The following is a 14,476-nucleotide window of genomic DNA, read 5'->3' as shown; positions in this document are numbered from 1 at the left end:
AGCCCCAACGTGCGTCCGCGTTCTCAGGTGTTACGGTGGACTCCCGTGGAGGGGGGTGCTGAGCCCCGGTCTGCATGTCGGATCTACAGACAACCCACGGGAGCGGGCGTTGGCCTCATCAGTGCGCGACACGCGGCACATCTTCGTCACCGGGGGCGTCGCCTCCTCGCTGGGCAAGGGCCTCACCGCCTCCAGCCTCGGCAATCTTCTGACCGCGCGCGGACTGCGGGTCGTCATGCAGAAGCTCGACCCTTACCTGAACGTCGATCCCGGCACGATGAACCCTTTCCAGCACGGTGAGGTGTTCGTCACGGAGGACGGCGCGGAAACCGACCTCGACGTCGGTCACTACGAGCGGTTCCTCGACCGCGCGCTGTCCGGCAAGGCGAACGTCACCACCGGTCAGGTCTACTCAGCGGTCATCGCCCGTGAGCGGCGCGGCGAATACCTGGGCGACACCGTGCAGGTCATCCCGCACATCACCAACGAGATCAAGAGCCGGATCTTCGCGATGGCCGACCCGGACGAGTCCGGCCGGGTGCCGGACGTCGTGATCACCGAGGTCGGCGGCACGGTCGGTGACATGGAGTCGCTGCCGTTCCTCGAGGCGATCCGCCAGGTGCGGCACGAGGTCGGCCGCGATCACGTCTTCTACCTGCACGTCTCGCTGGTGCCCTACCTGGCGCCGTCGGGCGAGCTGAAGACCAAGCCGACCCAGCACTCGGTGGCGGCGCTGCGCAACATCGGTATCCAGCCGGACGCGCTGATCTGCCGCAGCGACCGGGAGATCCCGGAGAAGCTCAAGCACAAGCTCGCGCTGTACTGCGACGTCGACCGCGAGGCCGTCATCGCCTGCCCCGACGCGCCGAGCATCTACGACATTCCCAAGGTGCTGCACCGCGAGGGCCTGGACGCGTACGTCGTACGCCGGCTTGGTCTGTCGTTCCGGGATGTTGACTGGGCGACCTGGGACGATCTGCTGCACCGGGTGCACCACCCGAAGCGCACCATCACGATCGCGCTGGTCGGGAAGTATGTGGATCTGCCCGATGCGTACCTGTCGGTCAGCGAGGCGATCCGGGCGGCCGGGTTCGCCAACAATGTCAAGATCCAGCTGCGCTGGGTGCCCAGTGACGACTGCGAGACGATGGCCGGTGCGGCGGTCGCCCTCAAGGGCGTCGACGGCATCGTCATCCCCGGCGGGTTCGGTGTCCGGGGCATCGAGGGCAAGGTCAACACCTCGAAGTACGCGCGGGAGCACCAGATCCCGATCCTCGGGCTGTGCCTGGGCCTGCAGTGCATGACGATCGACGCGGCCCGCAACATGGCCGGTCTGACCGGGGCCAACTCGCTGGAGTTCGACGAGCGCGCGGCCTACCCGGTGATCTCCACGATGGCCGACCAGCAGGACATCGTGGCCGGCAAGGGCGACCTGGGCGGCACCATGCGCCTCGGTGCCTATCCGGCGCTGCTGGCCGAGGGGTCGGTCGTCTCCGGCGTGTACGGCGGCGAGACCGAGATCTCCGAGCGGCACCGGCACCGGTACGAGGTCAACAACGACTACCGGGACAAGCTGTCGCAGGCCGGCCTGGTCTTCTCCGGCACCTCCCCGGACGGGCGCCTGGTCGAGTTCATCGAGCTCGACCGTTCGGTGCATCCGTATTTCGTGGCCACCCAGGCCCACCCCGAGCTCAAGAGCCGGCCGACCCGCCCGCACCCGCTGTTCGACGGCCTGGTTCGCGCCGCCGTCGAATATGCGGCGGCGGACGAGCTGCCGGTCGAGGTCGAGACGGTATGACGGGCTTCGTGCACGAGACGGTCTCCCGTTCCTCGCGCTATGCCGGGCCGATCTTCACGGTCTTCACCGACCAGGTCACCATGTCCAGCGGTAACACCGCTACCAGGGACGTGGTGCAGGCCAAGGGCGCGGTCGGCGTGGTCGCGATCGACGACGTGGGGCGGGTCGCGCTGATCTGCCAGTACCGGCACGCGGTCGGCGGGCGGCTGTGGGAACTGCCCGCCGGGCTGCGCGACGTGGCCGGCGAGGACCTGGTCGTGGGCGCGGCCCGGGAGCTGGCCGAGGAGGCCGACCTGCGGGCCGGCCGCTGGGACCTGCTCATCGACCTGCACACCTCGCCGGGCTTCACCGACGAGTCGATCCGGATCTTCCTGGCCCGCGAGCTGACCCCGGTGCCCGATGCGGACCGGCACAACCGCACCGACGAGGAGGCCGACATCGAGACGGCCTGGTTCGACCTCGACGAGGCGGTCGCCATGGTCTTCCGCGGCGAGATCACCAACGCCGCGGCGGTCGGTGGCGTGCTGGCCACCGCCCGAGCCCGCGACGAGGGCTGGGCAACACTCCGCCCGGTCTAACGTTTCCGCCCCTAACGTTCGTCGCCCTAACGTTCGTCGCCCTAACGTTCGTCGCCCTAACGTTCGTCGCCCTAACGTTGGCGGCCCGAACGTTAGGGCGACGAACGTTGGTGGCCCGAACGTTGGTGGCCCGAACGTTGGTGGCCCGAACGTTAGTGGTGCTAACGGCTGCTCAGTGGGCCGCTCAGGGCGGCCCACTGGAGCAGCATGATGGTTTTGGCGTCGGCGATCCGGCCATCGGTAATCCACTTCAGGGCCTCGTCGAACGGGATCTCCACCGGCTCGATGTCCTCGCCCTCGGCCGCGACCCCGCCGCCGGCGCTGGTTCGGTCGGCGGGGGTGTAGGGCGCCGCGTAGAAGTGCAGGCGCTCGGTTACCGAACCGGGGCTCATCCAGACCTGGAAGACCTCCTCCAGGTCGCCGATCGTCACGCCCAGCTCCTCGGCGGCCTCGCGGCGGATCGCGCTGGCCGGGTCGTCGTCGTCCAGCAGGCCGGCGGCGGCCTCTACCAGCATGCCGTCGGGGTGGCCGTTCACGTAGGCCGGGTAGCGGAACTGCCTGGTCAGCAGCACCGTCCGACGCTCCGGGTCGTAGAGCAGGACGGTTGCGCCGTCGCCTCGGTCGTAGGTCTCGCGCTGCTGGGTCGACCAGTGGCCGGCCGGGTGGCGGTAGTCGTAGGTGGTGCGGCGCAGGACGTGCCAGGCGGTCGCCAGTAGCTCGACGTCGCGGATCACTACATCCGGGTTGCCGGTCAGGTCGCGGCCCTTTTGGTCCAGCGCGGTGCGGCCTCGTGCGTCCGGCACGTCGATCCCTGGTGTGGTCATGGGATCGGACCGTACACTGCCAAACGTGCAACAGTCGACAAGAACAAGTGGAAACGCGTAATGCTGCCGGCTGAGCGGCGGGACTTTCTGCTGGCCAGGCTGCGGTCTACCGGGAAAGTGGTGGCGAAGGACATAGCCGCCGAGATCGGGGTGGCTGAGGACAACATTCGCCGTGACCTGCGGGATCTCGCCGCCGCGGGGTTGTGTCAGCGGGTTTACGGCGGGGCGCTGCCGGCTGCGGCGGCCGCGGCCGACTACGCGACCCGGGTGGCGGTGGCGGCCGACAGTAAACGGCGGGTGGCGGCGCTGGCGGCGGGGCTGATCCCGGTTGGTGGCACGGCCATCCTTGACGGGGGTACCACTGCGCTTGCCGTGGTCTCGGCGCTGCCTGCCGATCTGGTTGCCACGATCGTTACGCACAGCCCTACGGTTGCCGCCGCGCTGGTCTCGCATCCGACCGTCGACGTCTATGTGCTGGGTGGGCGGCTGTTCAAGCACTCGGCGGTTACCTGTGGGGCGGCTACCACCGAGGCCGCGTCCCGGATCACGGCCGACGTTTTTCTGCTCGGGGTGACCGGGGTTCATCATCGGGCGGGGCTGACCACCGGTGATCCGGACGAGGCCGCGATGAAACGGGTGCTGGCCTCGCGGGCGGCCGAGACTTATGTGCTGGCCAGCGCCGAGAAGATCGGGGCGGCGTCGCCGTTCGAGGTGCTCCCGCTGTCTGAGGTGGCCGGGGTCGTTACCGACCTTCCCGCCGACCACGCTGAACTGGGTCATCTTCGGGACGCGGGGGTGTCTTTGATCTTGCCGCGGGCCCGCCCGGCGGGGGCGCGCGGAGAGTGAGTCGCACTTCGCGGGACTGAGCAGGCGGGACTTTTCGATGCCCGTATTTATAAAAAGGCCGACATTCCGCAGCCGCCCCAGTAGCTGCGGAATGTCGGCCCGGGAATTTAGCTCTTGGTGATGGTGATGTTGTCGACCGCGGCCTCGACCAGCGAGGCGGTGCCGGTGTCGGCGGCGCCGATCTCGAGGCGGACGGTCTGGCCGGCGTAGGCGGAGAGGTTGACCGTGGAGGTTGTCCAGGCGGCGGCCTTGTTGCTGGCCGCGGCGGCCTGGGTGAAGACCGTCGTCGAGGTGGTGCCGGAGACGACCCGGATGCGGAAGTAGTCGGCGGTGGTCGCGTTGTTGAGGTACGCGAGGTACCAGGCGAAGCTCAGCGTCAGCGTTCCGGTCGGGAGCGTGATCGACGGGGACAGGATGGTGGTCAGACCGCCGTCTACGTCGTTGGCGCCCGCGCTCGCACCGGCCGTCGCGCCAGTGACCAGCTCATATGAACCGCCGGCCGGCGTGCCCAGCTGGGTCGTCACGCCGCTCGAGGTGGTCGCGCCGGGCGTGCCCCGCTCGAACAGGCCCGAGGTCGCGGTGTCGGACGTGCCCGCGGTCCAGCCGGTCGCGGTCTCGAAGGTGTCCGAGAAAACGGTCGAGCCGGTTGGCGGCGTCGTTGGCGTCGTTCCGCCGCCAGAGAGTGTCCACACCGCGTAGGCGATCGCGTCGGAGTTGCGGTCCAGCGCGGTGTCGTTGATGTTCGAGATGGTGTCGCAGCTGGCGTGGTAACACGGGTCGAACGCCGCTGCCGTGCCGCCCCAGAGGGTGACCTGCGCGGCCGTCTTGCGGCCCTCGGCGCCGGTGAAGATGCCGCCGGCCGGGATGCCGGCCGCGATGAACGGACCGTAGTCGCTGCGGCCGTCGAAGTCGGTGCCGCGAGTCGGTACGCCGATCGTCGCGTAGTAGTCGGCCAGGGTCTGCTCGATCAGCGCCGAACCGGCAGGGCCGGGGCCCGAGCCGGTGTTGTCGGAGTTGTCCCCGTCGTAGAGGAAGTAACCGGGGTTGGGCGAGCCGACCATGTCGAAGTTGAGGTAACCGGTGATCGCGGACTTCTGGGCGGTGGTCAGCGAGTTGACGTAGGCGGTCGAGCCGCGCAGGCCCAGCTCCTCGGCACCCCACCAGCCGAACCGCAGGTGCCGGGTGGGCTGGTAGCCGGCCCGGGCCACGGCCAGGGCGACCTCGAGGTTGGCGGCCGAGCCGGAGCCGTTGTCGTTGATGCCCGGACCGGCGGTCACGCTGTCCAGGTGGGCGCCGATCATCAGGGTGTTGCTGGTGTTGCCGCCCGGCCAGTCGGCGATCAGGTTGTAGCCGGTGGCGCCGTTGTAGGTGAAGCTCTGCTGGGTCGTGGTGTAACCGGCCGCGTCGAGCAGACCCTTCACATAGGTCACCGAGGCCAGGTAGCCGGGGCGGCCGTGGGCGCGGTTGCCGCCGTTGGCGGTGGCGATGCTCTGCAGCTGGGTCAGGTGGGCCTTGACGGCGGTGACCGAGATATCCGGGGCCGCGGCTATCTGTGCGGCGCCGGCCGAGGACGTGGCCACCGCGATCGAGCCGGCGGTCAGCGCCGCCACGGCCAGCAGAGCTCTAAAAGGGAGTGCTCGCACGAAGTTCCTCCGTGTAGCTAGGACGGGACGGGGGTCCGTCGATCCTTGCATCGAGCTTTATCTAAGTAACCATCTCATTGCGCTCATAGTTTTCGCGGCTTGACAACGATGTCGCGGTTGGGGAGTGTGGGAGCGCTCCCAAATCGTCCCCCGTCGATTGGCGTCCCCATGAGACTTCGCACGTTGTCCCTGGTCGCGGCCAGCTCCATGGTCGTGGCCGGGGCATTTGCCCTGACGTTATCCCCGGCGTCGGCGGCTACCACCGGTTGTTCGGTCGTTTACCAGGTCACCGGGTCTTGGCAGGGTGGTTTTCAAGGCGATATCGCCATCACGAATCTCGGTGATGCGGTTTCGTCGTGGTCGCTCGGCTTTGATTTCCCGACCACGACGCAGAAGGTCACGCAGGGGTGGGGCGGCACGTTTGCCCAGTCCGGGGCACATGTCACCGTGACCAATGCGGCCTGGAACGGATCCATCGGCAGTACTTCGGTGGGCTTTATCGGGTCGTGGACCGGCAGTAATCCGGTGCCGACCGCGTTCACCCTCAATGGAGTGGCGTGTACTGGCGGGACTACTACCACGACCCCGCCGACGACCACCCCGACTACGGCCCCGCCGACCACCACGCCGCCTCCCACCGGGGCGGCGCCGGTTCTCAAGGTTTCTGGGAACAAGCTGGTCAACGCGGCCGGGCAGACCGTGAAGCTCTACGGCGTCAACCGGTCCGGCGGGGAGTTCGCCTGCATTCAGGGCAACGGCTTCTGGGACGGCCCGATGGATCAGGCCTCGATCACCGCCATGCGCACCTGGAAGATCCGCGTCGTGCGGGTCCCGCTCAACGAGGAATGCTGGCTGGGCACCGCCTCGGTGCCGGCCGCCTACGGCGGAACCGCCTATCAGAACCAGGTCAAGGCGTACGTGAACCTGCTCGTCCAGAACGGGATCACGCCGATCGTCGAGATGCACTGGAGTTACGGCCTCTACACCGGCACGTCATCGGGCTGCTCCGACGTCAAGGCCACCTGCCAGAAGCCGATGCCCGACGCGCAATATGCCCCGTCGTTCTGGACCGGGGTGGCCAACGCGTTCAAGGGCAACGACGCGGTCATCCTCGACCTGTTCAACGAGCCCTACCCGGAGCGGGCCACCGGTGACGAGACGTCCGGCTGGAAGTGCTGGCGCGACGGCGGCACCTGCACCGGCATCACCTACCAGGTGGCCGGTTTCCAGTCACTCGTCAACACGGTCCGGGCGACCGGGGCCACCAACGTCATCATGATCGGCGGCCTGGCCTACTCGAACAACCTGAGCCAGTGGCTGGCCTACAAGCCGACCGACCCGCTGAACAACCTGTCGGCGTTCGCGCACATCTACAACTTCAACACCTGCTCGAACACGTCCTGCTGGGACAGCCAGATCGCCACCACGGCGGCGCAGGTGCCGGTCACGCTCTCCGAGATCGGTGAGAACGACTGCGCGCACGGCTTCGTCGACGGCCTGATGGACTGGGCTGACCTTCGTGGGATTGGCTACCTGGGCTGGACCTGGAACACCTGGGACTGCTCGAGTGGCCCGTCGCTGATCAGCGATCACAACGGCACCGCTACGGCGTACGGCCAGGGCCTCAAGAACCGCCTGGCTACTGTCTCGAATTGACCGGTTTCGCCCGGCCCGTACGCGGGCCGGGCGTTCGGGTCGTATCGAAGCGATCCTATTGACATTGCCCTAGGGGGAGGCGTCACTGTGTGACGGGCAAGTCACCAACCGGGGGTTGTCATGCTCAGACGAGTCGCTGTTTTCCTGGCCGCGCTTCTCGGCCTTCTCGCGCCACCTGTCGCCGCGCTGGGCGCGTCGCCTGCGCCGCAGATTCAAGGCCAGGTCGTCCGTTCCGGCCATCTGCGGGTCCAGGTTCTGAGCCCGACGCTGCTCCGCCTGGAGTACGCGGTGGATGACGTCTTCGAAGACCGGCCAACGTTCAACGCGGTCGACCGATCGCCCGGGCGCACCTGGTTCCGGGCGAGCACCGCCGGTGGTGAGCTGCGGGTCGAGACCAGTGCGGTCACCCTGCACTACCGCCTCGACAGCGGCCCGGTCACCGCGGCCAACACCACCCTCGACCTCACCGTCGCCGGCCGCCGGGTCGCCGTCCACCCGGCGTTCGGCAATCCGACCCGGTCCGACGCGCTCGGCGGGTGGTACCGGGGGCTCGACTACTACTCGGGTCAGGCCGGCCCGGTCGACCAGATCGCCCTGCACCCCGGCATGCTGAACCGCTCGGGGTGGTATTTGCTGGACGACACCACGACGGCCGTGCGCACCGGCGACGACTGGCTTGCCCCGCGGCCCGCGCACGGCGGCACCTACCAGGACGGTTACCTGTTCGGCTACGGCCACGACTTCAAGCGTGGGCTGGCCGACCTGCGCACGCTGACCGGCCCGTCGCTGCTGCCGCCCGAGTGGGCCTTCGGCAACTGGTTCTCGAAGTACCAGGCCTACAGCACTGCCGACTACCGCGACCAACTGCTGCCCGCCTTTGAGCAGCACAAGGTGCCGCTCGACTCGCTGGTGATCGACACCGACTGGAAGTCGCCGAACCAGTGGGCCGGCTGGAACTGGAACCCTTCGCTGTTCCCCGACCCGGCCGCGTTCGTGGCGTCGTTGAAGAGCAAGGGCATCGCCACCACCCTCAACGTGCACGCGGCGATCAGCGGTGACGACCCGCAGTTCGCGGCCGCGCAGGCCACCGCGAAGAACAAGCTGACCCCGGCCACCAGCAGCTTCGCGCCCAACCCGTTCCGGTTCGACTGGGGCGACGCCGACCAGGCCGCCGCCTACGAGCAGCTGCACCAGCCGTTCGAGGACCAGGGCGTGCGGCAGTGGTGGCTCGACTACTGCTGCGACGACAGCACGGTCAGCACGCCCGGCGTCACCCCGGACAGCTGGGTCAACGAGCTCTACCGGCGCGACGGCGACGCTCGCGGGCAGCGCGGCTTCTCGCTGGCCCGGATCGGTGCGGCCTACCCGGCGTACACGACTCCGGGCGGCTCCGGCCCGTGGGCCGAGCACCGCAGCACCGTGCACTTCACCGGCGACACCCGGCCGGACTGGCCCACCCTCGCCTTCGCCGCGGCCATGACACCGGCCGAGGGCAGCATCGGCATGTCCTATGTCAGCCACGACATCGGCAGCTTCGCCGGCAAGCATCTGCCCGACGACCTCTACCTGCGCTGGGTGCAACTGGGCGCGTTCCAGCCGATCCTGCGACTGCACTCCGACCACGGCGACCGGCTGCCCTGGGAATACTCCGACGCGGTGGCCGGCCCGGCCGCCGACTTCCTGCGGCTGCGCGAGTCGCTGGTGCCCTACCTTTACACGGCCGCCCGGCAGAGCTACGACACCGGGCTGCCGATGTCCCGGGCGCTCTACCTGGAGTGGCCCGAGCTCGACGCGGCCTACCAGCACGACACCCAATACCTGCTCGGCGACTCGCTGCTGGTCGCGCCGGTCACCACGCCCGGCCTGGCCACCACCGCCTCGGTCTGGTTCCCGCCCGGCACCTGGACCGACTTCTTCACCGGCGCCACCTTCCGCGGACCGGCCACCCGCACGGTCGGTGTCACCCCCGACCACATGCCGGTCTACGTGCGGGCCGGCGGCATCGTCGCCCAGCGGGCCGGCGACACCAACGTGGCCGGCCAGGCCAAGGACAAGCTCACCCTGACCGTCTATCCGCATGCGTCCGGCAGCACCAAGGTTTACGAGGACGCCGGCGACAGCCTCGGCTACCGCACCGGGCAATTCGCGCAGATCCCGGCCCGCTACACCGAGGGCCGCACCCCGTCGCTGACGGTCGGGCCGGTGGCCGGCACCTACCCGGGCGCCCCCGGCACCCGGCACTACACGGTGGCGTTCGCCGACGTGAGCCGGCCGCACACGGTCACCGCCGGCGGCCGTCGCGCCGACTTCACCTACGACGCCGGGAAACACCTGCTCACCGTGCGGGTGCCGGCTACCGCGAGCGGCCGGGCGGTGACCGTCACGCACGACGGCAAGCCGCTGACCGTGGCGCAGCCGCCCGCCGTCGACGTCACCTTCACCGCGCCCGACGGCCTGCAGTCCGGCGCCACCAGCACGCTTGTCACCACCGTCCGCAACGCCGGGCCGGGCACGATCCGCGACCTGCGGGCGAGCGTCGACGCGCCGGCCGGGTGGGTGCTCACCGCCCGCACCGCCACCACCAAGAGCTCGCTCGCCCCCGGCGCGACGTTCACGGTGAACTACGACGTCACCCCGACCGGCGCCTCGCCGCGCACCGCGAACGTGATCGCGCACGTCGCGTACCGCGATCCGGACGGCACCGCGACCACCGTGCCGGCCGCACTCACCGTGCCCATCCGGCCGGTCGCGGTGACCTTCCGGGTGCTCGCGCCGCCGGGCACGCCGGCCGACGCGACCCTCTACCTGCCCGGCAACATCGACCTGCTCGGGCCGTGGGATCCGGGCAAGGTGCCGCTGACCAACCGCGGCGGCGGCATCTGGGAAACCACGATCACCGTGCTCGACGGCACCGACATCCAGTACAAGTACACCCGCGGCAACTGGGAGACGGTCGAGGACTGGGGTTCGATCACCGGCACGGTCAACCGGGCGGTCACGGTCGACGGCGGCATCACCCAGACCATGCTTGTCGACGACACGTCCACCCAGTGGGGCACGGGTGTCCCCGACGACCACCTGGCCATCCAGTACTGGCGTGACCCGGTCGTGGTGTCCACCACCGCGACCGCGACCGCGGTGACGGTGAAGTTCCAGCGTGACGTCCAGCCCGCCCCCGACACCGACTTCACCGGCGCGATCACGGTGACCGGCCTGTTCGGCGACATCTCCGGCACGGTCACCGAGACCGACCCCGGCACGCTGGTCTGGACCCCGTCTGTGCCGCTGCCGAACGGTTCCTACGGGGTGACCGTGAGCCAGGTCAGCAGCACCGGCCCGGGCGGCGTCCCGATCCGTCAGCCGTTCGCCTTCACCTTCACCCTGCCCTGACGTCGATCTCTTCGGTCAAGATGTCGAAACCGGGACGGCAGCTTCGACATCTTGAGGACAGAAGGGAATCAGTCATGACCACGAACGAACTCTCCGGGCGGCCGCCGATCGTCGACCTGGACACCTGGCAGGCCGCGAGGGACGAACTGCTGGTTCGGGAGAAAGCGCACACCCGCGAGGGGGATGCGATAGCCGCGGCGCGTCGGCGGCTGCCGATGGTGGAGATCGACGGTGGGGTCGAGGTCGTCGGGCCGGACGGGCCGGTGCCGTTCCGGGAGTTGTTCCAAGGGCGCGATGAACTGCTCGTCTACCAGCACATGTGGCACGACGGCGCGCCGCACCAGGGGCAGTGCGAGGGCTGCACGGTGTCGGCCTGGCATCTGCGGGACGCGTCCTACCTCAACGCGCGCGGGGTTTCCTTCGCCGTGCTCACCACCGGCCGGTGGGCTGAGGTGGCTCCGTTCGTCGAGTTCATGGGCTACACCCAGCCGTGGTACTCGGTGCGCGACGCGCCGGAGCCGATCGGCGGCGACATGGGCCTCTTCAGTTGCTTCCTGCGCGACGGCGAGCGGGTGTTCCTCACCTACCGCACGACCGGCCGGGGCACCGAGCCGGCCAGCGGGTCGTTCGCCCTCCTCGACATGACGCCGTACGGGCGGGGCGAGGCCTGGCAGGTCAGCCCGGAGGGATGGCCCAAGGGCGAGGGGCCGTGCTGGTACTGGCGCACGGACGCGGACGGAAAGCCCACGGGCGGCCCGACGAGCCGCCCGGCGCCCCAGTGGACTCGTCCGGGAGCAACGCCGGAGACCACCCTCGGCCGAACCGGCGCACACCACTGACCCCGATCAGCCGCGGCGCAGCCGGGCTCGGGTCCGGAGGACGGCGCCGAGCGTTCCGGTCAGGGCGGCCATCCGACGGGGATAGGAGACGACTGCGGGACGGGTGCGGATGCAGCGCATCAGCACGTCGACCGCCTTCTCCGGGGAGATCTTGAAGGGGGTGACCGGGGGCCTCGGCCGAGAGCACGCTGTCGGCGAGGCTGGACAGCGACCTGGGCGATCCCGGCCGGGGCCGGGCGGCGGGACCGGCCGGTCACCTCCCAGCCCGCGGCCAGCAGCCGGTGGGTGAGGGCCAGGCCGATGCCGTCGCTGTTCCCGACGATCAGGGCGCGCATGGTCAGCTCGTCCAGCCGGCCACGTTGGAGGTCGACTCGCGGCTGATGCCCGAGCCGGTCTCCGGCCAGTCGCCGAAGCGTTCGTGGTGCAGCCGGGCGAAGAAGTAGCAGATGTCCTCGCACTCGGCGTCGAGCACCGCGAACCGCGGATCGCGCTTCACCGCCGTGTAGTACTCGTGGCCGAGCGCGACGATGAACCCCCGGCAGTACAGGAAGCCGTCGTCGGAACCGTCGGTGACCTCGTGGATGTCCTCCCGGTCGATCTCGTAGAGCTTGCGTTCCAGCACCCGGTCGAGATCTTCGAGGCCGCGCCGGGACAGCCCGTCGCTGGCCACCCGCAGACTGTCCAGGAACGGGTCCAGCCACTCCTCGACCGCGTACGGCTCCTCGTCCTCCTCGTCGAGGTCACGGGCCAGCAACTCGCGGCGCAGGGCCGCCGGTTCGGGCCCGAGTCGCGCCCACGCCTCCTCGATGAGAAGCCAGAACCGGTCTTCCTCTTCGGCCGTCGGCACGCGCCCCGGCTCCTCCGAGATCAAATTCACGCGCGCATCGTAACGATCAACACGCGTGCGGAAATACCTATCAACCGGGTCCTATCACGCGTATGAGGCGAGCTCACGAAACACCTCGGCCCGGCGGGCCTCCCGCTCGGCGGTCGCCGCGTCGCCCTGGGCCGAAGCCCGGCCGGCGGCGGCGTCGGCCTGGGCGGCCAGCATGCGGAAGCGGGGGCTCAGCTCTCCGGCGGAGGGTACGGCGGAAGCCAGCAGCCGGACGACGGCGATGTCGGGGTTGGACACCGCACGCTGAAGGGCCGGCAGGTCGACGGCGGCGCCCCGGTCGAGCAGTTCGGTGGCCAGCGGCAGGTCGACCGTGTGGGCGCCGACCCGCAGCGCGTTGGTGACCGGGACCCGCAGGCCGAGCAGGTGCCGGGCCACGTCGGCCGCGCCGGCGAGCAGGGCCAGGTCGATCGGGGACAGCCCGTTGCGTACCTCCTCGGTGGGGTCGCAACCCAGGGTGACCAGCCGATCGAGCAGGACCAGATCGGCGGCCGAGGCAGCGTGGTCGAGCGCCAGCCGGCGCAGCCGGCGCTGCGCGACAAGCGTGCCCGCGTCCAGGGCACCGCGCCAGTCCAGCACCGTGGCCCGGACGATGTCGCGCAGCTTGCCGGCGGCGGAACGGGCGTGCGGGTCGCTGCTCTCGGCGAGGGAGTCGATCGCGTCGCGCATCGCGTCACCCGAGTCGGCCTCGCCGGTCGCCCAGGGGTCCCGGTTCAGGGCCAGCCGGTCGAACAGGGACGTCAGGTCGTCGGCGAGCAGGCCGCTCCGGTCGTCGCTGGTGAGTTCCCACCCCGGCGGCAGCCCCTGCTGCCAGTAGACGACCGCGCCGTGCTCGGGGCCGGGCGCGGTGTGCAGGTAGACCCGGTCCAGGTATTCGAAACCGCCGAACGGCAGGTGGGTGAGCCGGCCGTCCCAGCCGGGCTGGTGGTCGGCGGCCAGCTCGCACTCGTGGTCGATCCAGCCCCACAGGTCCCGGTAGCCGTCGCTGTCCGGGTAGAACAGCTCGGTGAACGACACTCCGGCGTCGAGGTCGTAGTCGAGCCGCCCGCCGAACGTGGTGCGCCACAGGTCGACGAGTGGTTCCGGCAGGGGACCGGCGCACCGGGCCGCCACCTCGGCGAGCGTCTCGTCGTCGACCGGCGGCTGCGCGTCCAGCACGAGCCGCCCGGCCCACACGCTGATGCCCACCTCGGCGGCGGTCAGCTGTTCACGGTCGGTGAGCACCACCGACGCATTTAATCACCCGACGTCACGGCTGTTCGGCACCAGCTGGTGTGGCTCGGTGTCGGATTGGTCCATCCCGAACGCGATGATCCGGCGCGGGTGGATCCGGATGATCGGGCCGGGGGAGCCGTAGGCCGAGTCGGCGGCCACCTCGATCGCCTCGGCCGTGCCCCGGATCTCCAGGCACCGCACCCGCCAGGGCTGCACCGACGGCAGGTCGTCGACCACGAACGCCACCTCATGGGTGGCCGCCACGTTGCGGAACTTGTGGCTGCGTTCCATGTTGAAGCCGGACACGTCGATGGTCCCGAGGGTGGGGTGGTAGCGGTAGCCGACCGGGCTGTTCTGCAGGGTCCCGTCCGGTCGAAGGGTGGCCAGCCGCCCGAGGTGCTGGCTGCCGAGGTACGCGATCTCGCTCTCCGAAAAGCTCACGGAGACCACTCTGCAACCTCAACCTTCGTTGAGGTCAAGCCGAGGGGGGACGCCCGAACGGCTGCTTCACCTGGTCGCTGGTGTAGGCCTACAGTCTGTAGGTGGCTGGGCGTAGTGAGGGATTCAAGGTTGGCGACCTGGTGACTGTGCTGCCGCCGTACGACCGGGATCCCTATATTTTGAATTTTCAGCATTACGGGCGGATCGCCGCGGTCGAGCAGCGCGAGAACATGCCGTCCTACATGGTCGAACTCGATTCGACGCTGCCGCCCCGGCGGCAGGTCGGGCCGTTTCCCAGCAGCCGGCTGGCCAAGGGCTGGCGCGATCAGTCGGGGCGCTGGCTGGTGGAATGAC

General features: G+C 69.6%; 13 protein-coding genes. 7 read left to right on the top strand and 6 right to left on the bottom strand.

The genetic code is table 11. From position 1 onward, the window contains the following. Positions 1 to 109 precede the first annotated feature (109 nt). Both pyrG and Ate02nite_RS47740 read left to right on the top strand, forming a co-directional pair. On the top strand, positions 110 to 1,798 hold the full coding sequence (gene pyrG, locus Ate02nite_RS47745) for a CTP synthase (RefSeq protein WP_203814647.1): 1,689 nt from the start codon (positions 110 to 112) through the stop codon (positions 1,796 to 1,798). Next, on the top strand, positions 1,795 to 2,376 hold the full coding sequence (locus Ate02nite_RS47740) for an NUDIX domain-containing protein (protein WP_203814646.1): 582 nt from the start codon (positions 1,795 to 1,797) through the stop codon (positions 2,374 to 2,376). The genes pyrG and Ate02nite_RS47740 overlap by 4 nt, the downstream gene beginning before the upstream one ends. A gap of 161 nt (positions 2,377 to 2,537) precedes the next feature. Here Ate02nite_RS47740 and Ate02nite_RS47735 read toward each other — a convergent pair whose 3' ends face one another. Further along, entirely contained in the window at positions 2,538 to 3,200 is a 663-nt protein-coding gene (locus tag Ate02nite_RS47735; RefSeq protein ID WP_203814645.1) for an NUDIX domain-containing protein, read from the bottom strand. A 60-nt stretch (positions 3,201 to 3,260) separates the two neighbouring features. Here Ate02nite_RS47735 and Ate02nite_RS47730 point away from each other — a divergent pair, with 60 nt between their 5' ends. Beyond that, entirely contained in the window at positions 3,261 to 4,046 is a 786-nt protein-coding gene (locus tag Ate02nite_RS47730) for a DeoR/GlpR family DNA-binding transcription regulator (protein ID WP_203814644.1), read from the top strand. A 107-nt stretch (positions 4,047 to 4,153) separates the two neighbouring features. On the opposite strand, the gene Ate02nite_RS47725 is transcribed toward Ate02nite_RS47730, so the two are convergent. Next, positions 4,154 to 5,740: a M28 family peptidase gene (locus Ate02nite_RS47725; RefSeq protein ID WP_203814643.1), complete on the bottom strand. Its 1,587-nt coding sequence runs from the start codon at positions 5,738 to 5,740 to the stop codon at positions 4,154 to 4,156. Between the two features lie 117 nt (positions 5,741 to 5,857). On the opposite strand from Ate02nite_RS47725, the gene Ate02nite_RS47720 reads away from it, so the two are divergent. The 3 genes from Ate02nite_RS47720 to Ate02nite_RS47710 all read left to right on the top strand — a co-directional run bounded on the left by Ate02nite_RS47720 (position 5,858) and on the right by Ate02nite_RS47710 (position 11,574). Continuing rightward, the gene (locus Ate02nite_RS47720; protein WP_203814642.1) at positions 5,858 to 7,345 is read left to right on the top strand and encodes a cellulase family glycosylhydrolase; all 1,488 of its coding nucleotides are present in this window, start codon (positions 5,858 to 5,860) and stop codon (positions 7,343 to 7,345) included. A gap of 120 nt (positions 7,346 to 7,465) precedes the next feature. Beyond that, the gene (locus tag Ate02nite_RS47715) at positions 7,466 to 10,735 is read left to right on the top strand and encodes a TIM-barrel domain-containing protein (RefSeq protein WP_203814641.1); all 3,270 of its coding nucleotides are present in this window, start codon (positions 7,466 to 7,468) and stop codon (positions 10,733 to 10,735) included. Positions 10,736 to 10,809: 74 nt separating this feature from the next. After that, entirely contained in the window at positions 10,810 to 11,574 is a 765-nt protein-coding gene (locus tag Ate02nite_RS47710) for a DUF899 family protein (protein ID WP_203814640.1), read from the top strand. Between the two features lie 119 nt (positions 11,575 to 11,693). On the opposite strand, the gene Ate02nite_RS47705 is transcribed toward Ate02nite_RS47710, so the two are convergent. Genes Ate02nite_RS47705 through Ate02nite_RS47690 form a run of 4 tightly spaced genes read right to left on the bottom strand, consistent with a single transcriptional unit; the run spans position 11,694 to position 14,122 of the window. Beyond that, positions 11,694 to 11,909 carry a hypothetical protein gene (locus Ate02nite_RS47705; protein WP_203814639.1) on the bottom strand — a complete coding sequence of 72 codons (216 nt, stop codon included), beginning with the start codon at positions 11,907 to 11,909 and terminating at the stop codon, positions 11,694 to 11,696. Positions 11,910 to 11,911: 2 nt separating this feature from the next. Continuing rightward, positions 11,912 to 12,451 (bottom strand): DUF4240 domain-containing protein, encoded by a 540-nt coding sequence (locus tag Ate02nite_RS47700; RefSeq protein WP_239148236.1) that lies wholly within the window; start codon positions 12,449 to 12,451, stop codon positions 11,912 to 11,914. 54 nt (positions 12,452 to 12,505) lie between these two features. Further along, a complete protein-coding gene (locus Ate02nite_RS47695; protein WP_203814638.1) occupies positions 12,506 to 13,693 on the bottom strand; it encodes an SMI1/KNR4 family protein in 1,188 nt (395 codons plus the stop codon). Between the two features lie 12 nt (positions 13,694 to 13,705). Continuing rightward, positions 13,706 to 14,122, bottom strand: coding sequence for a PPOX class F420-dependent oxidoreductase (locus Ate02nite_RS47690; protein ID WP_203814637.1), 417 nt, complete (start codon positions 14,120 to 14,122; stop codon positions 13,706 to 13,708). 140 nt (positions 14,123 to 14,262) lie between these two features. Here Ate02nite_RS47690 and Ate02nite_RS47685 point away from each other — a divergent pair, with 140 nt between their 5' ends. After that, positions 14,263 to 14,475 carry a hypothetical protein gene (locus Ate02nite_RS47685; RefSeq protein WP_203814636.1) on the top strand — a complete coding sequence of 71 codons (213 nt, stop codon included), beginning with the start codon at positions 14,263 to 14,265 and terminating at the stop codon, positions 14,473 to 14,475. Position 14,476: the final 1 nt, after the last annotated feature.

The organism is Paractinoplanes tereljensis (genome assembly GCF_016862435.1).
In the GTDB taxonomy this organism is placed as follows: Bacteria; Actinomycetota; Actinomycetes; order Mycobacteriales; family Micromonosporaceae; genus Actinoplanes; species Actinoplanes tereljensis.
The sequence above is the reverse complement of the archived record's forward strand: the minus strand, read 5'-3'. Positions and strand labels throughout refer to the sequence as shown.